Genomic DNA, 20,483 nt, shown 5'->3' with positions numbered 1-20,483 from the left:
CTTAGCGGTCCTTTACCAGACGGAGCGCGAGGGCCTGCGCCTTGTACGTCCTGAAACCGGTGAAGTCTTCGCCTGCATACGTGCCGCCCCAGCGGATGGCGTAAACCTTGTCGACTTCGGTAGATGTCCAGAAGTGCGCGCCCTTGCCGCCGTAGAGGTATTCCCCGTTGGGCATGTGGCGGCCCGACGGGAGGGCGTTGAACCCGACCTCGTCGGCACCTGCGGGGCAGCCGTCCGGGTCCTTTTTCCAGCCCTTCCTGGACTTGAGCGCGGTCCCGAATTCGGTATCGGCGATGCTATCGACATACGCCTTGAGTTCCTTCCATTCGGCATCGCTCGGAATGTGCCAGCCCTCGGGTGCGATGCCCCTGTAGGTGGCATTGCGTTCCTCGTCGGTTGTGAAAGCGACATTGTCGTTCATCTTGCCGTCGAACCCCATCAGTTCCGCCCAGGTGTATAGCCTGCCGTACCGAGTCTCGTTTTCGGTCTTGTTCTCGTAAACGACACTGCCCGGGCAGTCATAGTCGAAGTTCTCGGCGAACCATTCCTGGTTGCCAATCTTTACAGTACGGTACGTGCGGCCGTCCCTGGGGTCTGTAAAGGTGCTGAATTCCGGCTCCATAGGCATTCCCTTGCTTACTTGTTGTTCGCGCGGATGAGGTTGAGGGCGGAACCTGCCTTGAACCATGCCCACTGCTGTTCGTTGTAGGTGTGGCAGAGGGCGATGTTATCGACCGAGCCGTTCTTGTGGTGGGCAACGAGGGTGAACTCGGAACCCGGGGCGAACTTGGTGAGGCCAACGATGTCGAACACGTCCTGTTCCTGGATCTTGTCGTAGTCGGCGGCGTTCTTGAAGGTGAGGGCGAGCATGCCCTGCTTCTTGAGGTTCGTTTCGTGGATGCGGGCGAAGCTCTTCACGATCACGGCCTTCACGCCGAGGAAGCGCGGTTCCATAGCGGCGTGTTCGCGGCTGGAGCCTTCACCATAGTTTTCGTCACCGATGACGATGGAGCCCGTGCCCTTGGCCTTGTAAATCTTGGCAAGTTCGGGGACTTCCTTGTATTCACCGCACTGGCAGAGAACCTTGTTCGTTTCGCCGTTGAAAGCGTTCACGGCGCCGATGAGCATGTTGTTCGAAATGTTTTCGAGGTGACCGCGGTAGTTGAGCCACGGACCTGCCATAGAAATGTGGTCGGTAGTGCACTTGCCCTTGGCCTTGATGAGGAGCGGGGCGCCCACGATGTCCTTGCCGTCCCAAGCGGCGAACGGGGCGAGAGCCTGGAGGCGCTTGCTTTCCGGGTTGATGGAAACGGTAATCTTGGAACCGTCTTCGGCAGGTGCCTGGTAGCCGGCATCCTTGACTTCGAAACCCTTCGGCGGGAGTTCGCACTGTTCCGGCGGGTCGAGCTTCACGGCCTGGCCCTCATTGTTCACGAGGGTGTCGGTCATCGGGTTGAAGCGGATGTCGCCGCTGAGGGCTGCAATCACGGCCATGAGCGGGCTAGCAACGAAGGCGTGCGTGTTCGGGTTGCCGTCGGCGCGCTTTGCGAAGTTGCGGTTAAAACTATGGACGATGGTGTTGAGTTCCTTCTTGTCGGCACCGGCGCGGTCCCAGCGGCCAATGCAAGGACCGCAGGCGTTCGTCATGATGGTGGCACCGAACTGCTTGAACAAGTCGATGAGGCCGTCGCGTTCGGCGGTGTAGCGCACCTGTTCGCTCCCCGGGTTGATGAGGAGCGGGCACTTCGGGGAAAGACCCTTCGCGAGGGCCTGCTTGATCATGTTCGCTGCCATGAACAAATCTTCGTAGCTGGAGTTCGTGCAGCTGCCGATGAGGGCGGCGCTTACGACCGGCGTAGATTCCGGCTTGGTTTCGGTGGCCTTGAGGCTTTCGGCCATGTCGGTCACGGCGTAGGCGCGGTCCGGGCTAAACGGGCCGTTGAAGTGCGGAATGAGCGTGTTGAGGTCGATTTCCACGACACGGTCAAAGTACTTTTCCGGCTCGGCTTCGACTTCCGGGTCGGCCTTGAGGTGTTCTGCAATCTTGTCGGCGGCGGCGGCAACGTCGGCACGGCCTGTAGCGCGGAGGTAGCGGCTCATGGAATCGTCGTAGCTGAAGGTGGAGCAGGTAGCGCCCACTTCGGCACCCATATTCGCAATCGTCGCCTTGCCTGTTGCGGAGAGGCTGCGTGCGCCTTCGCCGAAGTATTCGATAATGGCGTTGGTGCCGCCCTTCACGGTGAGGATGCCTGCGAGCTTGAGGATGATGTCTTTGGCGGTTGCGAAGCCCTGGAGTTTGCCGGTGAGTTTCACGCCGATCATCTTCGGGTACTTGAGTTCCCACGGGAGGCCCACCATGGCATCCACGGCGTCTGCACCGCCCACGCCAATCGCGAGCATGCCGAGACCGCCAGCGTTCACGGTGTGGGAGTCGGTACCGATCATCATGCCGCCCGGGAAGGCGTAGTTTTCGAGCACCACCTGGTGGATGATGCCAGCACCCGGGAGCCAGCAGTCAATGCCGTACTTGGCGGAGACGGACTGGAGGAAATCGTAAACTTCCTTGCTTTCTTCCTTGGCGCGGGGGAGGTCCTTTTCGACACCTTCGCGGGCGATAATCAGGTGGTCGCAGTGCACGGAGCTCGGCACTGCCACGCGGGCCTTACCGGCGGTAGTGAACTGGAGAAGGGCCATCTGGGCGGTAGCGTCCTGCATGGCCACGCGATCGGGGTGGAATTCGGCAAAATCCTTGCCGCGCTCGTAAGTCCTGTTCTCGGCGCCATCGATCAGGTGGCTGTAGATAATCTTTTCGGCGAGGGTGAGCGGACGGCCCAGCTGCTTGCGGGCAGCTTCAACGCGGGCGGGAATGCGGGCATAGACGCCCTGGATCATGTCGAAATTGAAAAGCATAGTCTCTTTGGGTTATAGGTTGAATTTTCGGGCGTAAAGATAGAAAATTATCGGGTCACGATGCGGTGGGCGATGTTGTTCCACAGGTTGTCGATGTGGCCTTCGCCGAGCCGCAAGCGTTGCGGGAGCGTTGGCGTGCGGTCGTAGAGCATCTGGATGTATTCGTCCTTCTGCCCGCCAAAATCAAGAATCTCGACGGTATAGACGCTCGGGATGCGCGGGCTTCGTGTATTGCGGATGGCAACGACAGTTCCCGTAACCTGCAAGGTGTACATCTTCTTCGATATGGTGAGGCTGATGGGCTCGCCCAGGTTCAGGATGTTCAGTTCGTCGGTAAAGATGTCCACTCCGTGTTCCGTCAACTTCGTGGTAATGCCCTCGATTTCGTGTCCGTCCTGCTTTTTCACCATCACGTTCTCGGCGGCAAGGACCTTCACGGGTTCGCTGTCGGAGTCGCGGCCCATCCCGAGGAACAAGCACATGGTGAGGTAGTAGGCGTTGCGGAAAAGCCAGAAGAGAATGGCGAGAATTTCGATGTATCCGAGTGCGATAATCATGTAGCCCATGTGGACGATACCCGCGAGAGTGAGTACGAGCAATACGGCAAACGGGGCGATAGTCTTCCCGTCGGCCTGCGGTCGGACTGCGCGCTTGTCTTTCTGGGTCACCTTGAACTTGGAAAGCGTCATACCCAGAGTCTCCTTGACGATGGGCAAAAGCAGGAATGGCATGACGGATGTCTCGTAGATGCCGCTCCAGCGGGCGCTAATCTTTCCGTGGCTTGTGAAGCGGAGGGCCCACATCGACATCAGGTGCATCGGGAGCCAGAACAGGGCAAGGTCAACCAGAGTGCACTTGAATATCGGTACGCAGAATACGGCAAACATCAGGGGCGAAAGCAGGTAGATTAGGTTCTTGACGGGGGAGAACCAGTAAAGTACGGAACTCAGGTAGCTCAACTTTTGCGAGATGTTCAACTTGCGGTTGAACAAGAACTTGAGCTGCTTTGCGGTCGCAATGACGCCGCGTCCCCAGCGGGTGCGCTGCTGGATGTGCTCGCGGAAGCTGGAGGGCGCAATGCCCGATGCGAGCGGTTGCGAAAGACCGAGGCTCACAAAGCCTGCCGATTCGATCAGCATGCCTGTCGCAAAGTCTTCCGTGATGGATTTCGTGTAGAATCCGCCGATGGCGTCAAGTGCCTTGCGCGAAATAATCGTGTTCGACCCGCCGTAAATCACGCTGTTGGTGGATGTCTTTGCAGCCTCGATGACGCAGTAGAAGTAGTCCTGTTCGTTAGGGACCTTCGTTTCGGCGTAGAGGTTGTGCTGGAACACGTCGGGCGTGTAGAAACTTTGCGGTGTCTGGATAAACCCGAGCGGGCGGCGCGTTTCTTCGGGGAGGCTTTCGTTGATGCGTTCGGCGTCTACAAAATAGGGGATAGTCTTGAGCAGGAATTTTCTCTGCGGAATCATGTCCGCGTCGAAGGTCACCACGTAGGGCGAACTCGTGCGGGCGAGTGCCGCGTTCAGGTTGCCCGCTTTCGCGCCATCGTTGTTCGGGCGGTCGAAGTAGTTTATCTCCAGTTCCTCGGCGAGTTTGCGCATTTCGCTACGGCGGTTGTCGTCGCACAGGTAGATATGCACCTTCGACCTGTCGGGGTAATCCATGTGCTTGCAGCCGATAATCGTCTTGCGCAAAAGTTCGGGCGGTTCGTTATAAGTCGAAATGAAAATATCTACGTCGGGGTAATCCGCGTCGGCAATTTCGGGCATGGGATGTTCCCGTAGCTTGAGCATTCCGCCGTAGTGTATGAGCGATTCGATAAAGCCGAGGACTTCTATGGCGAGCAGGATGCAGCTTCCGATGATGGCAATCCAGCCGTAGGCATACGGGATGGAACACGTAAAGCGCCAGCATAGATAAATTAACGTGAAGAAAGTGCTCAGGAAGAGAAACAGGTCGCCGAGTAATTGCTTTGCTGGCCTGGAGTTGAATTTTTTCGCGCTTTCGTTCTTGCTGAATTTAAGAAGGTCGTCGTAGGTGCGAACCTTGCTGTAGCGGAAACGCTTCCTGATTTTCTGGATGAGGAAAGCGACAAGGATGATAACAAAGACAGGAATGGCAAAAATCCCCCACACAATATAGGGCTTCGTGCGGGCGAGAATCTTGAAGTTCGATACGGGCTCGTAGATAAGCGGAATCTGGTTCAGGTCCTTGCCCTGGAAAAGAGCCCGCGCATAGAGGCCCGAAAGGCTCAGGTCGCTTTCGGCAAGGGAATCCACTGCACGTGAATCGGCACGCACCATGGCGGATTCCTCTTCCTTGTTCGACATGCTCCAGATGGTGTAGCTCAGGTGCAGGGAATCCAGGGTGGCGTACCACTGCTTGACGCTTTCCAGGTCAATCTTTCCGTCGCCGCTCGCTTCGCAGAGTCCGCTTTCGGTAATGAAGATGGGGGTTCCGCCGCCTACGACTTCTTTGAGGAGCGAAAGTGATTCGCCCTTGTGGGAGGTGGCGTAGAAGTGGAACGAATACATCACGTTATCAAAGGCCACCGGGTCTTTCGCCGGTTCCTGGATTTCACGGTCGTAATTCGGTGTGCCGATGAGAATCAGCGCGTCGGGCTTGTGCCTGCGGATAACGGGAATGATGATGTTCGCGTATTCCTTGATGTCTTCCCAGGTGCAGTCACCGTTGGGCTCGTTGCAGATTTCAAAAATCACGTTTGGGACGTTCGCGTATTCCTTTGCCATCATGTTGAAGAAATTGATGGCTTCGGCAAGGTTTTCGTTCGGATTGTTGTCGATGAGGATATGCCAGTCCACCATCACGTACATGTCGTTCTCGATGGCGTACTGCACGCCTTTCCGCAGGATTTCGAGATTCTTTTCGCGGTCGCCGTGCACGTAGTCGTACGAATACATGGCTAGGCGAATCAGGTTCGTGTTCCATTCCCTGCTGAGCTGGCGGAAAAGGTTGGTGTTTACGTATTGCGGGAACCAGGTGAGTCCGTGGGTACTCGCACCCTTAATGACAACCTGGTTGCCATGTTCGTCGAAGAGGTTCGTACCTTCTACATGGAGCTTCCCGTTTATGGAGGGGCGTGCATTTATAACGGTGGTCGTGTCTGCGCTGGCCATTGCGGCAAGGAACAGCGTGCAGATGGTGAAAATGCGAATAAATCTCTGTAATGAAGTCATGCTTGAAAGATACGAAAAAAACAGGAGGAATCCATGCGGTCATATAAATTTTTTTAAGTTTGATACCATGAATTTTCCTGTAAAAGATGAACACTCCGGTGAACGCATCGACAAGTTCCTTGTCGGCGCAATGGAGAACGTGTCCCGCACTGACGTACAGAAACTTATAGTTGCGGGCGAGGTGAAGGTCGGTGGCGCTGCCGTTTCCAAGAATTTCCGCGTAGAGAGCGGTATGGTCGTAGTGGTGGAGAAGGTTCCCGAGAAGCAGGCGAGTACGCTTGAACCCGAGGAAATCCCGCTCGACATCGTGTACGAGGACGACGATATTGTCGTGCTGAACAAGCCGCGCAACCTGGTGGTGCATCCGGGTAACGGTATTAGCAAGGGAACGCTTGCATCTGGGCTCCTGCACCATTTCAAGGAAAATCTCTCGACTGTAAACGGCCCGCTTCGCCCGGGTATCGTGCATCGCCTGGACAAGGATACGCCGGGCCTCATGGTGGTGGCCAAGAACGATGCCGCCCACAGACACCTGGCACACCAGCTGGAAACCCGCACGCTGCACCGCACCTACAATGCGCTCGTGTGGGGCTGCCCGCGCGACCTGGAAGGCTGCATTGATGCCCCCATCGGGCGCAACCCGAAAAATCGCCTGAAGATGGCGGTGGTGAAGGGCGGCAAGGAAAGCCGCACGCATTTTGTGGCGAAGGAATTCTTTGCGATTGCGACCCTGCTTGAACTGCAACTGGAATCGGGCCGTACGCACCAGATTCGCGTGCATACCCGCTATACGGGCCACCCGGTAGTGGGCGACCCGCTCTATGACGGTCGCGAAGATAGCCTGAACCGCGTGCCGCCCCTGATGAAGGAGATTGCGGGGAAGGTGCTCGAGATTGCCCCGGCGCAGCTTTTGCAGGCGGTGAAGATTGAACTCATTCACCCGCGCACGGGCAAGAAGATGAAGTTCAAGGTCCCGCTGGAAGAACCGTTCGCGAAGGTGCTGAAACTCCTGAAGAAGGAATGCCCGGCAGACGCCCCGGTGTTCGATGAGGAAGAAGGCTTCCGCGACTTTGATGCCGACATCCGTTTTGACGAAGGCTTCGATGAGGACTTCGATGGCGATATGCCCGAAGAAGAGCAGGAATGCGTGTTTCCGGAACTGAAGGAGCGCAAGACTCGCGCCCAGCGCCATGCCGAGAAGGCGGCTACAGCCGCGCACCGCAAGGCGAAAGCGGCCGAACGCAAGCTCATCAAGCAGATGAAGGCGGCGCGCAAGAAGGGAATTGCGACCGAGGACTTCGTGGAACCCGGTTACGAGCCTACGATTGACCCGGATTTGCTAGATTAGACGAAAGACGATAACTATTGACTAATAACTAATGACCAATGACTGAATCTTACTTCTTTATCGGTGTTGCGGGCGTGGGCATGAGTGCTATCGCCCAGTACCTGGCGGGCAAGGGTGTTGCGGTGAGCGGGTCCGACCGTCAGTTCGGTGAATTCCTGGCGGGCAAGTGCGAAAAGCCGCTCGTGATGGGCCAGCTCGAGGATTGCGGAATCAAGTGCTTTGCGCAGGATGGCTCGGGCATTGTCGCGGGCCTCTCTGCCGTGGTGGTGAGTACCGCCATCGAGGATACGAACCCCGACTTGAAGCGCGCGAAGGAACTCGGCGTCCCTGTGATGCACCGTAGTGAAATGCTTGCGAAGATTTCGAAGGAAGCCCGCACGATTGCGGTGAGCGGGACGAGCGGCAAAAGCACCGTGACCGCGATGATTTACCACATCCTGGAATACGCTGGACTCCAGCCCTCCGTGATGACGGGTGCCGGCCTCGTGAACCTGCAGAAGCAGGGCAAGATTGGTAACGCGGTGAGCGGCAAGGGCGAGTGGCTCGTTGTTGAAGCCGACGAGAGCGACGGAACCCTCGTGCGCTACGAGCCGGAAATCGGCCTGATTTTGAATGTGGACAAGGACCACAAGGAAATGGACGAACTGCAGGAAATCTTCCTCAAGTTCAGCCACAATATTCTGGACAACGGCAAGATTCTTATCGTGAACGACGCGCACCCGCTGGCAAAGAAGTTCAGCGCGGGCCGCGAATTCGATTTTGGGTTCGAGAACTACGTGGGCGTGCAGGGCACGGACTTCAAGACTGCCGGTACGCATATCAAGTTCCGCGTGCGCCATAAGGCGGAACTTGTGAATTTCGAGGTGCCGCTCCCGGGCAAGCATAACATGGAAAACGCCCTCGCGGCGACTGCGGCGGCGCTCTTTGCGGGCGTTTCGCTCCATACGTGTGCCGACGCGCTGGCAACTTTCCCGGGCGTGTTCCGCCGCCACCAGATATTGGGAACGTTCAACGGCGTTACCCTCGTGGATGACTTCGCGCATAACCCCGCAAAGATTGCGGCAAGCATCAGGAGTGCGCAGGACTTTACCGAGGGCCGCGTGATTGCCTGGTTCCAACCGCATGGCTTTGGGCCCACGCGTTTTTTGCGGCATGACCTTGTGGAATTCATCGCGAAGACGCTCCGCCCGAAGGACTTTGATTTCGACCGCGATAACGACATGATGTTCTTCAGCGAAATCTACTATGCGGGCGGTACCGTCACGCGCGATATAAGTGCGGGCGACCTTGCCGACGACCTCCTGCTGAAGGGCTGCGAGGCCATCTACATCGAGAACCGTGACGAGTGCGCGAAAAAGATGGTGGAATGCGCCCAGCCCGGCGATACCATCTTGCTGATGGGCGCGCGAGACCCGAGTTTGGAAGGCTTTGCACGTTCAGTGAAAAGCCTTCTTGAAACGAAGTAAAGCGCCCATCACCGTGAGCAATAAAGCCCCTAGTATTAACTAGGGGCGGTTGCGAAAGCGAGTGAGTTACCGGAGGTTTTGTGCCCGATACGTCGAACGAGCGGTCGCTTTGGGGCGCGCGAGACCCGAGTTTGCAGGCCTACGCACAAAGCGTGCAGAAATTGCTGGAGGCGAAGTAGAGCGGTTGCTTTACTACGTGCCGGTTTTTAGCAACTGCATTTTGCCGTCGCCCAGGTTCTGGCAGACACGGTTCCTGCCATTCTGCTTGGCGTGGTAGAGAGCCTTGTCTGCGCGGTCGATGAGCGATGCGACAGTATCGTTGTCGACACGTTCCGCAAACCCGATGCTCACGGTAACCTGGATGATGTTGCCGTCCGGGAGCGAAATGCTCATGTTCTCCATGTCGCGACGGATGCGTTCTGCAATAATCTTTGCGTTCTTGGTCGAAGTCCCGGGCAGGAACACCGTGAACTCCTCGCCGCCGTAACGCACCGGCATGTCAGAAGGCCTCAGGCTGCGTGTAAGCGTCTGCGCCACGGAAATAAGCACCTGGTCACCTGCGAGGTGGCCGTAGGTGTCGTTCACGTTCTTGAAGTGGTCGATGTCGAGCATGAATGCCGTGAGCATAATGTTTCCCTTGTTGCTCCGGGCCATCTCGCGCGTGTACATTTCTTCGAGCCAGCGGCGGTTGTGGAGCCCTGTCATCGCGTCCACCTTTGCGTATTCTTCCATGCGGCGGATATGGTACTGCTCCTCGCATACAATCTTGTTGTTGTTGCGGATGCACTGGCTCATTATCTGCAAAAAGTTCAGGCACAGTTCGTGCGAGGCGGAAAGCATCGCACGTGCGATGTCGGAGGGGATAAGCAGCACCTTGCTGTTATCCTTTGCAGATACCGTCGCGCTCGGGGGAATGCTGTCGAATATCGACATCTCTCCGGCGCAGTGCCCCTGTTCGATGGTGCTTGTAAACGTTCCTCCCTCGGATTCGAGTTTCACTTCGAGGCTGCCGCGCAATACGATGACCAGGTCGATGTTCGGATTGTCGGGGCTAATGAGCGTTGTACCCTGTTCGACCTCCTTGGTCTTGCAGGGCAGCAGGAATCCCGCCAATTTTTCGAATTGGATATTCTTGAAAATTTCCAGTTCGGCGAATTCGTTCCTGGATATCGGGAGAGTCTCTTTTTCGTCGTAGTTCATAATTCTATTATATAATTTTCGGTGCGCTCGGGTTACCTTGTGTGCCTTTTTTTTCAGAAATAAGAATTTTTTATCATATTTTAGGCTTCTAAAACGGAAAAATGCTATCTTGCAAGGGGTAAGGGTATCGTTATGCACAAGATTTTACTGAAGTCGGTGGTGTTGCCCGGTCAGGGCTGCGGCAAAGTTGTGGATGTGCTTATTGCGGGGAATCGCTTTGCACGCATAGGGGTGGTTCCCCCCGAGGAGTCGCTTGGCGCTGAGGTCGTGGACTGCTCGCGCTTCGCCATTTTCCCGGCGTTCTACAACGGGCATACGCATGCGGCGATGACGCTCTTGCGCGGGTATGCCGACGATATGCCGCTCCAGAAGTGGCTGCAGGAATACATCTGGCCGTTCGAGGCCAAACTTACGGGTGACGATATCGACGTGGCTTGTCGACTTGCCCTTCTCGAGATGATTAAGTCGGGTACGGTTTTCTTTGCCGACATGTACTGGCATCGCGAACGTACCATCAAGGTTGTCGGGGAGATGGGCATACGTGCTGCAGTGGGCGTGACGTTTGCGGAATCTCTCATGTCGCCAGAAGCGATTGAGGGCAATTTCAAGTTCCTTGCCGCGCATACCGGTGAATCGGAACGCGTGCGCCTTGCGGTTGCCCCGCATTCCGTATACACAGTGGGCGAGACGCTGCTGAAGCGCTGTGCCGACTTTGCCCGTTCCGAAAATTTCATGGTCCATACGCACCTCTCCGAAACGAAAAAGGAACTGGAAGATTGCGAAAGGCAGTACGGGTGCAGTCCGGTCCGCTTGCTGGAACGTGCGGGAATGCTCGGTTCGAATCTCGCTGCGGCGCATTGCGTTCATCTCTCGGATGACGACATGAAGGCATTCGTGGATTCGGGCGCGACGGCGGTATTGAACCCGAATTCGAACTTGAAACTCGCTAGCGGTATCCCGCCGATTGACCGCCTGTTGCGTTCCGGTGCAAATGTTGCCCTCGGTACGGATGGCGATTCCTCGAACAACAACCTTGACATGCACGAGGAGATGAAGCTTGCGGCTTTGCTTGCGAAGGTGCAGGGCGGTGCGGAGACGTTGCCTGCGCACGAAGCGCTGAAGATGGCGACTGTCCATGTGGCGCGTGCCTACGGGCTAATGGATGCCGGCGAAATCAAGGAAGGCTACCTCGCGGATTGCCTGCTGGTCGACCTGAAGAACGAACGCATGGTGCCCGGCCACAACCTGGTAAGTAACTGGGTGTACGCTGCCGACAGCAGTTGCATTGATTCGGTTATCTGTAACGGAAAGTTCGTAATGCGTGGCCGCCACGTGGATGGCGAAGAAGAAATTGTGCGTGAAGCCGAAACCTGCGCAAAAAGGCTTGCGGCCGTTTAAGTTCGGTAAGCTAAGCTTTGTCGATTGAGTTCTACTTCTTTTCCACGGAGTAGGTGTTCGGGGCCTTCTCGTTGCTTACCTTGTAAGTCGTTCCGGCTTTTTCCGTGACCTTTTCCTTGACGGCCGAAACGGCTGAGTCAGCCTTCGCGTCGACTTTCTTGACTAGCGAATCCTTGACGTCGGTTGCTGCCTTCACGGCTGCGTCCTTGGCCTGCTCGGCGGCCTGCGTCGTGGTCTCCTTGACCTTCTCGACAGCCTTGTCGGTGATTTCCTTGCTGAGTTCGGTCGCCTTCTTTTCGGCCATACCAACTAGGTCAGGTTCTTCCGAAGAGAATCCGAATAGCTCCAGGTTGAACTTGTAGAAACTGTATGCGGTAGCGTCATTACGCGTGTCCTTGAGCCCGCCGGATACCGGGATGATGTGCAGGATGGAGAGAAAAATGAAGCAGATAATCCAGCCCTTGCACGCCCCGAGAATCCCGCCGAGAATCCTGTTTACCTTGCCTACGGGGGTGTCGGCGACGGCCTTCTGCACAAAATGCCCTATCATGAACAACGTAATGAACGGCACGAGGAACCCGATGCAGATGCACAGGAGCTTTACGGTAAACCCGGTTATCTCGAGGTTTGTCGCGAGCGTGTCGGCGAGGAGGTCGTTTGCAAAGTATGCGCCCGCAAGCGCTGCGGCCCAGGCGACAAGCCGGAACAGGTCCTTCAGGAACCCGCGCCACACACCGATGAGCGTGAGGATGAGTACGCAGACAAGGCAGAATATGTCTATCCAGTTCATTGGTAACCTTTAGAAGTTCGATAAGAGCAGGTATACGCCGGTTGTGACTGCTGCGCTTAATATAGCCGTAAGCGCGATTGTCATTTTGTTCCTGCTTGGGTAGGTCTTGGGTTCAATGGCGGTCTTTTCGCCCCTCATCGTTGCGCTTACCCATTCGGCGAGGTAGGGCGTGAGGTCGCGCGGGTAGGCGCGCATCAGCCGGCTGAGTTCGTCGGCGACATCTGCGGCGGAAAGCGGGCGCTTGGAGGGCTTCTTTTCGAGAAGCTTCATCACGAGTTTTACAAGCCCCTTCGGAGTGCCGGCGGGGAAGGCTTTTTTGCCGATTTTAAGGCGGCGGATGTTCTGGAACGTCTGGTTCAGCGATTCCCCGCGGAACACGTTTTCGCCAAGGAGCATCTCGCTTGCGATAATGCCCATGCTGAACAGGTCCGATGCCGGAGAGGCCTCGTTCCCCATGGTCTGTTCGGGACTCATGTACGCGCCGGTACCGATTTGCGAACCCGCCATGGTGAGCGTCATGTCGTCGCCGTTACGCCTGTCCACGTGGGCAACACCGAAATCGAGCAGGCGGATTCGCCCGTCCTTGTCGACCATCATGTTCGCGGGTTTCAAGTCGCGGTGCACGATGCCCGCGCGGTGCACGACGCTCAATGCAAGGAACATCTCGTGGAGGATTGCCATCACGACCCATACGGGAGGCTGCTTGCAGGTGTCCAGAATTTCGCGGAGGTTCTTGCCCATCACGAATTCCATCGAGAGCGAAAGTTGTCCGTCGGGTTCCTTCCAGAGGGCGTAGGGCACGACGATTGCCGGGTGGTTCAGGTGGGCGAGGATTGTCGCCTCCTGCTGGAACCGGAGGATAAAGGAGTCCTGGTCCAAAAGCTTCGGGACCATCTGCTTCACGATGACCATGCGGTCGAGCGATTCGTCATGGCACAGCCACACGTTGCCCATGGCTCCGTGCCCGAGCATCTGCGTCGGCTTGTAACCGCCGATTTTCTTCGGCAAGGCTTCCTTTGTCTTCTTCGCTACAGTCATTCTTTTCGTTCCTGCTGTCATCCTGGAGGCCGAAGGCCGATAGGATCCAGTGCTTCTCCTCTGTTACTTGGAACCCTTTTCCAGATATATCGTGTGGTGCTTGGTCTTGGGGTCGAGATTCGGGTAGTCGAGAATGTAGTGTAGCCCGCGCGATTCCTTGCGGTGGAGCGCTGCGGTGAGAATCATCTTGGAAACCTGCAGGGCGTTCAGGAACTCGAGGAAGTGGATGTTCTCCGTTTCCTTGTTCTTGATGGCAGCATCCACGTCGGCCTCGAGGGTGGCGATTTCCTTGAGGCCCTGGTTCAGGCCCGCGGTCGTGCGCACGATGCCGCAGTAGGCCCACATCGTATCTTGCAGGGCCTTCTTGCGCTTGCGCCAGTAGGCGGCCTTCGTGAACGAAACCTTTTCTTTCTTGGTCGATTTCTTCACGTCGAGTTTCGCCTTCAGGAGCCCGCTATCGCAGATATTGTCCACCGCGCGGATTGCAAAGACGACGCTCTCCAGCAGGGAGTTCGATGCCAGGCGGTTTGCTCCGTGGACGCCCGTCGCGGCGACTTCGCCGCAGGCGTACAGGCCCTTGATTTCGGTACGCGACCACGTGTCGACCAGTACGCCTCCGCACATGTAGTGTGCGGCGGGCACCACGGGAATCCATTCCTTCGTGATGTCGATACCTGCGTCGAGGCACTTCGCGTAGATGTTCGGGAAGTGGCTCTTGATGTCCTTCGGGGTGCGGCCCGAGAGGTCGATGAACATGTTGGGCTTGCCCAGGCGCTGCATCTCGCTGTGGATGGCGCGCGCCACGATGTCGCGGGGCGCGAGCGAGTGGAGCGGGTGAACCTGGTTCATGAACTCTTCGCCCTTGTAGTTCTTCAAAATGCCGCCGAACCCGCGCACCGCTTCCGAAATCAGGAAGGGCTTCTTGAGCTGCGGGGCGTAGAGGCTTGTCGGGTGGAACTGCATGAACTCGATATCCTGCAGGGCGGCGCCTGCACGGGCCGCAATCGCCATGCCGTCGCCACAGCTGTCGGGCGGGCAAACGGTGTATTGCCAGATACGGCCAGCACCGCCGGTAGAAAGGATGGAGGCCTTTGCGTAGAGGTCTTCGACAATGCCTGTCTTCTGGTGGATAATCTTTGCTCCCACGCAACGCTTGTTCTTGCCTTCGCCCTTGCAGATGAGGTCCTTGATGTAGCAGTTCTCGATGTAGTGGATGTTCTTGTGCTTGTGGAGTTCACACAGGAGCGCGCGCATGATTTCCTTGCCGGTGAGGTCCGCCGCGTGCAAGATGCGGTGATGGCTGTGGCCGCCTTCCAGGTGCAGGTCGAACTGCGTCTTGTCGGCAGGCGATGGCGTGAACTGCACGCCCCACTTCACGAGCTGCTTGATGGTTGCGGGCCCGCTCTTGGTGAGGATGTTCACGGGTTCCTTCTTGCAGAGGCCGGCACCCGCCTCGAGCGTGTCGTCGATGTGGAACTTGAACTTGTCCGTCTTCTCGGTGACGGTCGCGATGCCGCCCTGCGCGTAGTTGGAAGAACCGTCCGGTTTTGCGCCTTTCGTGAGAATAACGACCGAAAGGCCCTTTTCTGCCGCATGCAGGGCAGCGGAGAGGCCGGAAATACCTGCTCCCAGGACTAGAATATCGTACATGACCAAACTCCGTTGGTAAGTTTTATGCTCCATAGATAGAAATTTACTTGCATTCGTGATTATAGCTTTCTGTCGTGACTTGAGTTCCTGGAAAAAATCCTATATGCAATACTTCATTGCATATACGCAAATGTAATAGAAAATTTACTATAAAAATGCGGAAATTTTTAAAATTTCTTTAATTTTGTTGACTAAAATGCTTGTTTTCTTAAAATCGCGATTGTATATTTCTTGGTATGAAGCCGATTACCGAATACACAGACTACCGCAAGTTCATGCTGGATTATTACGAAGACAGAAAGGCACATTCCGTTTTCTCGTGGCGCGAGTTTTCTAACCTTGCAGGATTTTCTTCCTGTTCGTACATGAAGGTCGTTTGTGACGGTAAGAGCAAGCTGAGTAAGCAGGGTGTGGAACGTACTGCACAGGCGATGGGGCTCGTGGGTTTTGAGGTAGAGTATTTCCGTGCGATGGTTACCTTTTGCCAGTCTAGATCGGACGCAAAGAAGAAAGAGGCGTTCGAGCGGATGTGTTCCATCGCGAAGAACCACAAGGTACGTGTTCTTGAAGAAAGGCTTTTTGATTACTACGAGTCGTGGAAGAACCCGACCTTGCGTGAACTTGCGCCGTTGATGCCGGGGGCGACTCCCGGTGAACTAGCGAAGAAGTGTTACCCGCCAGTAACGGCTTGGGAGGTTCAGGAAACCTTAAAGTTCCTTACCGATTCTGGGCTCCTGCTCAAGGCCAAGGACGGAACGTATTCTCAATCAGAAAGTTCCATTACGGGGTCGAGCGAGGCGACTCGCCTTGCAATCCGGACGGCGCACCGCCAGATGTCGCAACTCGCGGCGAATTCCCTTGACCTGCCTACGACGGAGCGCAACATCACCGGTGTCACTATGGGCATTTCTGATGAAACCTACGACAGGATTGTTCATGAACTTGAGACGTTCCGCCAGAAGATTATATCCATTGCCGTTGCAGACAAGAATATTAACCAGGTCTACAGACTCAACCTGCAGTTTTTCCCGCTGACCCGAAAGGTGAAGGAGGTTCCCCATGAAAACGACTAACCTGAGATTTGTAATTTCCATTGCTGCGCTGGGCCTTGCCTCCACATGGCTTTCGTCTTGCAATGATTCAAGATCTGTGGCAGGAACATCGGACGACCCGAACCAGATTACAGCAAGCATCGAGGGCGTTGTTGAGAAGGGGCCGTTCGTGAAGGGTACGACTGTTACCTTGTACGAACTGAATTCCCAAACTTTTGCGCAGACGGGCAAGACGTTTACGGGCACCGTTGACGGCGATGACGGCTCGTTCTCGATAGGCAAGGTGGAACTGGATTCGCGCTACGTGCTTGTGGAGGCGTCGGGGTACTACTGGAACGAACTCTATGGGCTGAAATCCACCAATCCGCTATCGTTAAAGGCGGTCGCCAAAGTCGGGAAGGATGGCAAGATAAATATCAATGTGGGTACGCACATTACGCACAAGCGAATTCTTTCGCTCGTGGAAAATGGTATGGATTTCGATAAGGCAAAATCGCAGGCGGAAAAGGAAGTCGTGGAAGCCTTCTTTGGCGATAAGGCTGGCACTGCCTTCGAAAATGCGAGCATCTTTGATGACGAAAAACTCCTTGCACTTTCTGTGCTCGTGCTGCTAGCGGGCCCGGAACCCGACGTGACCGAGATGATTGCAAGCCTTGCAGCTGGAGTGAACGACGATTTGCTTGTCAAGCTTGCCGACAAGGCCGCGCTGCGCTACAACGAGTATGCGTATGCCCGTAGGTTTATGGACCAGCATTTCCCTGATGCCTCGATTGGGTATTTTGAACACTATATCATTGCGTTCTGGCAAAAGGTTTACGGATTGGGCGAGTGCAACAAGGACAAATCGGGTGTACTAGATACCGTTCGTGCTGAAAAGTCGGAGAATGCGGGCAAAGTCCTGATATGCAAGGAATTTGAACCGGAATCTGGTGTGTATCTGTGGTTAAGTGCGAGCAACGTGGAGCAGAATACATTCAATTTGGAACCTGTGGAGGATGGCCGCCTAATAAGGTCGGAAACTGATTCTACCGTGGCCTATGTCTATGATAATGGAAAATGGCGTGAAGCGTATTCTAGTGAAATTACGGTTGGTATTGGGTGTGTAAAGACAACAAACGATTCGTTGGTGGTAATGGGGCGCAAAGCTTACCGTTGTGAATGGAAGTATTGCATTGAGACCGTTAATGGGTTCAGGTCAGATGGCACTTTTGTTATGCCTGATAGTACGGATTTTGTGTGCCGATGGAATAATTCACCTGCGTGGAAATCGCTAGGTGTGAAAGAATTTCCGAAGGACTATTTCTTTAGCAAGAATGTGGAATATGGGACTGTGACTGATGAACGTGATGGTAAAGTTTATCGTACCGTTGAACTTGCGGGTAAAACCTGGATGGCGGAGAATCTTTCTTATGGGGTTTTATGCTCTATTGACTCATCTTATGGATGTTTCTACAAATGGAGGCCGGCAATGGACATCCCTGAAAATGATTCCATTGTTATAGGAGATGTGCACCAAGGTATTTGCATGAAAGGTTGGCATGTTCCGGATTCTACGGAATGGGTGACGTTGCTGTCTGAATATGAACTGGCAGGCTTGAAATCAGAGATTGGTTGGCTTGATGGAACTAATGAAACAGGTTTTTCTGTCATTCCGACATCTTACGATTGTCAGGAGTTTAGAGATGCCTACTCTAATACTCCTGTTGAGACTCATGCTTGTTCTGATTTTATTGTTGCAAGATCAAGAGAAGGAGTTTTGCCTCTATCTAATAATGAAAAAACATATTATGGGGTTATGGCTGCTTTTGATGTTGATGGAACATCAATTAAAACAATGGCGCAGATAAGCAAGTCTAGTTCTCGAGGTACAAAGGCTGTACTCCGTTGCGTGAAGGATTATAACTTACTTGAACAATCAACCAATATAGGAGAATAAAATGAGTTACGGAATATACTATGTCGATGACTATTCTGGAACCGATTATGCCACTTTACTGGCGGGTTACTTTGCAATAGAGTGGAACTTTGGCTGATTGGCGGTATTAACCGTATGATACAGGGATTTGGGCTAATTTGTGCCTAATTCCCTTTTTTTATACGAAAGCGTCGTTTTCTTTTGTTATATTTTGCCCCGACAAATTTTAATGGAGTCTACTCTATGTTAACGTGGATTAATGAAAAGGCCAAGTGGGTTATCGTCATTTTCGCGGCAGGTATTGTCGTGGGCCTGTTGGCTATGGACCGTGTTCCGAATAGTGCACAGAGCTACCCTGTCGGAGTGGTGAACGACCACAAGATCAGCTATGCCGAATTTGATGCCCGCATCAAGATGCTGCAGCAGAACCAGTTCCAGAACCAGCACCTCGAGGACGAGCAGTACGCGCAGCTCCGTAGCGACGTGTTCCGCTCCTTTGTCCGCCAGATTCTCCTGGACGGGCAGTTCGAGAAGGCCGGACTGGCAGCCTCGGTCGCCGAACTCAAGTCTGAATTCAAGACCAATTCTAATGCCGTTCGCCAGCGCCTGGTGCAGGAAGCTCAGTATCGTCTCTTTGCGATTCAGCAGCAGGCAACCTCTCAGGAAGACCTGATGCAGCGCAGTCAGGCTTACATCGCTTCGCTCCCGAAGTTCCTGACCGATTCTACCGCAAGTGCCGCAGACTACGAGGCCTGGCTCGAGACTCCGGAGGCCTTCAAGTGGAACTCCATGCTCCAGCTCGAAGAAGAAATGAAGAACACGAACATTCCTGTGCGCCAACTTCAAACGCTGGTCAGCGCTGGAATCCACCCGACGTCGCTCGAGGCCAAGTGGGCTGTTGAACGCCGCATGACTGATTTCGATATCGATGTCGCGTTTGCTTCTGCAAGCGATTTCGCCGTTGCCGACGACGCGGTCGATACGGCGATGGTGAAGGGTTACTTCAATGCCCACCAGGACAGCTTCTTCGTGGAAAAGGATGCCGTGAAGTTTGACTACGTGACCATCCCGGTCGCAGCGACTGCCGCTGACGACGAGCGCGTGCGTGAATACGCGATGACGATTTACTTCCAGCTCGCCGATACGTCTTCTACCGCTTCGTTCGAGGAAATGGCCCGTATTTCTTCCGAAGACCCGGGCAGTGCCGAGAAGGGTGGCGTGCTTGACCAGCCTGCTGGCCTTGGCGTATATGTTCCTGAATTCGAGAAGGCCGCCCTCGCGCTTGATTCCGGCGCCGTCTCTGAACCGGTCAAGACCCAGTTCGGCTACCACATCATCAAGAGCTTCGGCAAGTCCACCGATTCCACCGGCAAGGTTACCGCCAACGTCGGCCATATCCTGCTTGTCGTGAACGCATCTTCTGAAACCATCGACAGCCTCGAGAAGATTCTTACGGGCGTGAGGAACGAAGTGAACGCCGGTACCAAGGACTTTGCCGCCGCCGTCAAGGAACGCGGTCTCGAAGTCAAACACTCCGGCTGGGTGGGCAGGAACGAGAACGTGGACGACCTCGGTTACCTGAAGGGCGTTACCACGTTTGCATGGCCCAACGAACACCTCCCCGAAGAGGATGGTATCGTGTCGCAGGTGCTCCGCAACAACAAGTTTGTCGCCATCTTCAAGAAGGACAAGGAACTCAAGGCCGGTGAACGCAGCATCGACCTGCACTTTGATGCCATCAAGAATAGCCTCAAGGCCCGCAAGTCCGAGAACGCTGCCGGCGCTTACCTGAACTCCGTCGCCGCGAAGGTGAAGGAATGGAAGGCCGCCGACCCGGCCGATTCTGCCGCCGCTGCAGCAAGTGCCATCGAGAAGGTGAATGTCCAGAACTACAAGGCTTCTGCAGAAGGCTATATTCCGGGCTTCGGCTACGGCAATGCTGCCCTCTACAAGGTGCTGAACGGCCAGAAGCAGGGTGAATGGGGCCCGGTCGTTGAAACTGAGCTCGGCGCCGTGATGGTCCGCGTGAACGGCAAGACCGCTCCCGAAGATTCTGCCGTGACGAGCGCCGTGAAGCAGGAAGTCGAAAATGCCTCCCGCTTTACCTCCATGACGCTGTTCAATGAATTTGTCAGTAATATGGAAAAGGGCACTCCGGTCGAAAGCAACCTCGACCTGTTCTACAAGGAATAGCTGAATTTCGTTGACGGGATTTTCCCGTTGACGGTTTCACCTTCTTTTGTTATATTTGTGCCGCTTAACTGATGCCCCCATCGTCTAGTGGCCCAGGACTCGGGATTCTCATTCCCGCAACAGCGGTTCGAGTCCGCTTGGGGGTACGAAAAGGAACTCACCGGAAGGTGGGTTTCTTTTTTTGTGATAAAACGGGGTTTTATCAACCATGACAATGCAAGTATGGCCGCGGGGTTATGAATGGTATGTTGCTTTTGTTAGGGCGCTTTTTATGCGCTTTTGGGTGCTTTTTTGGGGTAGGGCTTGTACTTTTTAGGAAAAAT

At 55.0% G+C, this 20,483-nt stretch carries 13 protein-coding genes and 1 tRNA gene; 7 read left to right on the top strand and 7 right to left on the bottom strand.

Annotated elements, in window-relative coordinates; translation table 11 throughout:
* Nucleotide 1: 1 nt before the first annotated feature.
* Genes BUB22_RS03605 through BUB22_RS03595 form a run of 3 tightly spaced genes read right to left on the bottom strand, consistent with a single transcriptional unit; the run spans nt 2 to nt 6,110 of the window.
* Nucleotides 2-622, bottom strand: a complete 621-nt coding sequence (locus tag BUB22_RS03605; RefSeq protein ID WP_072810607.1) for an FISUMP domain-containing protein — start codon at nt 620-622, stop codon at nt 2-4.
* A gap of 14 nt (nt 623-636) precedes the next feature.
* Nucleotides 637-2,910 (bottom strand): aconitate hydratase, encoded by a 2,274-nt coding sequence (locus BUB22_RS03600; RefSeq protein ID WP_073113962.1) that lies wholly within the window; start codon nt 2,908-2,910, stop codon nt 637-639.
* 47 nt (nt 2,911-2,957) lie between these two features.
* The gene (locus BUB22_RS03595; protein ID WP_073113961.1) at nt 2,958-6,110 is read right to left on the bottom strand and encodes a cellulase family glycosylhydrolase; all 3,153 of its coding nucleotides are present in this window, start codon (nt 6,108-6,110) and stop codon (nt 2,958-2,960) included.
* 67 nt (nt 6,111-6,177) lie between these two features.
* Between BUB22_RS03595 and BUB22_RS03590 the strand changes: the two genes are divergently transcribed.
* Together BUB22_RS03590 and murC are read left to right on the top strand one after the other, a co-directional pair.
* On the top strand, nt 6,178-7,458 hold the full coding sequence (locus BUB22_RS03590) for an RluA family pseudouridine synthase (protein WP_073113960.1): 1,281 nt from the start codon (nt 6,178-6,180) through the stop codon (nt 7,456-7,458).
* Between the two features lie 38 nt (nt 7,459-7,496).
* Nucleotides 7,497-8,924: a UDP-N-acetylmuramate--L-alanine ligase gene (gene murC, locus BUB22_RS03585; RefSeq protein WP_073113959.1), complete on the top strand. Its 1,428-nt coding sequence runs from the start codon at nt 7,497-7,499 to the stop codon at nt 8,922-8,924.
* Between the two features lie 192 nt (nt 8,925-9,116).
* Here the strand turns inward: murC and BUB22_RS03580 are convergent, their stop codons facing one another.
* Entirely contained in the window at nt 9,117-10,124 is a 1,008-nt protein-coding gene (locus tag BUB22_RS03580) for a GGDEF domain-containing protein (protein ID WP_073113958.1), read from the bottom strand.
* Between the two features lie 132 nt (nt 10,125-10,256).
* Here BUB22_RS03580 and BUB22_RS03575 point away from each other — a divergent pair, with 132 nt between their 5' ends.
* Nucleotides 10,257-11,522 (top strand): amidohydrolase, encoded by a 1,266-nt coding sequence (locus BUB22_RS03575; RefSeq protein WP_073113957.1) that lies wholly within the window; start codon nt 10,257-10,259, stop codon nt 11,520-11,522.
* Between the two features lie 31 nt (nt 11,523-11,553).
* On the opposite strand, the gene BUB22_RS03570 is transcribed toward BUB22_RS03575, so the two are convergent.
* The 3 genes from BUB22_RS03570 to nadB form a co-directional block, all read right to left on the bottom strand.
* On the bottom strand, nt 11,554-12,312 hold the full coding sequence (locus BUB22_RS03570) for a CvpA family protein (RefSeq protein WP_073113956.1): 759 nt from the start codon (nt 12,310-12,312) through the stop codon (nt 11,554-11,556).
* A 9-nt stretch (nt 12,313-12,321) separates the two neighbouring features.
* Nucleotides 12,322-13,350: a serine/threonine protein kinase gene (locus BUB22_RS03565; protein ID WP_073113955.1), complete on the bottom strand. Its 1,029-nt coding sequence runs from the start codon at nt 13,348-13,350 to the stop codon at nt 12,322-12,324.
* Between the two features lie 63 nt (nt 13,351-13,413).
* Complete coding sequence (nadB, locus tag BUB22_RS03560) at nt 13,414-15,000, bottom strand: L-aspartate oxidase (protein WP_073113954.1); 1,587 nt, start codon at nt 14,998-15,000, stop codon at nt 13,414-13,416.
* 236 nt (nt 15,001-15,236) lie between these two features.
* On the opposite strand from nadB, the gene BUB22_RS03555 reads away from it, so the two are divergent.
* The 4 genes from BUB22_RS03555 (at nt 15,237) to BUB22_RS03540 (ending at nt 20,306) form a co-directional block, all read left to right on the top strand.
* A complete protein-coding gene (locus BUB22_RS03555) occupies nt 15,237-16,073 on the top strand; it encodes a TIGR02147 family protein (protein ID WP_073113953.1) in 837 nt (278 codons plus the stop codon).
* Nucleotides 16,060-17,988: an FISUMP domain-containing protein gene (locus tag BUB22_RS03550; protein WP_073113952.1), complete on the top strand. Its 1,929-nt coding sequence runs from the start codon at nt 16,060-16,062 to the stop codon at nt 17,986-17,988. Before BUB22_RS03555 ends, BUB22_RS03550 begins: the two co-directional genes overlap by 14 nt.
* Before the next feature lie 222 nt (nt 17,989-18,210).
* Complete coding sequence (locus tag BUB22_RS17220) at nt 18,211-20,160, top strand: peptidylprolyl isomerase (RefSeq protein ID WP_073113951.1); 1,950 nt, start codon at nt 18,211-18,213, stop codon at nt 20,158-20,160.
* Between the two features lie 73 nt (nt 20,161-20,233).
* A tRNA-Glu gene (locus BUB22_RS03540) sits at nt 20,234-20,306 on the top strand.
* The last annotated feature ends 177 nt before the right edge of the window (nt 20,307-20,483 follow it).

This window comes from Fibrobacter sp. UWCM, from assembly GCF_900129735.1.
In the GTDB taxonomy this organism is placed as follows: domain Bacteria; phylum Fibrobacterota; class Fibrobacteria; order Fibrobacterales; family Fibrobacteraceae; genus Fibrobacter.
Note: the sequence above shows the minus strand (reverse complement) of the source record. Positions and strands in the feature narration are given on the sequence as shown.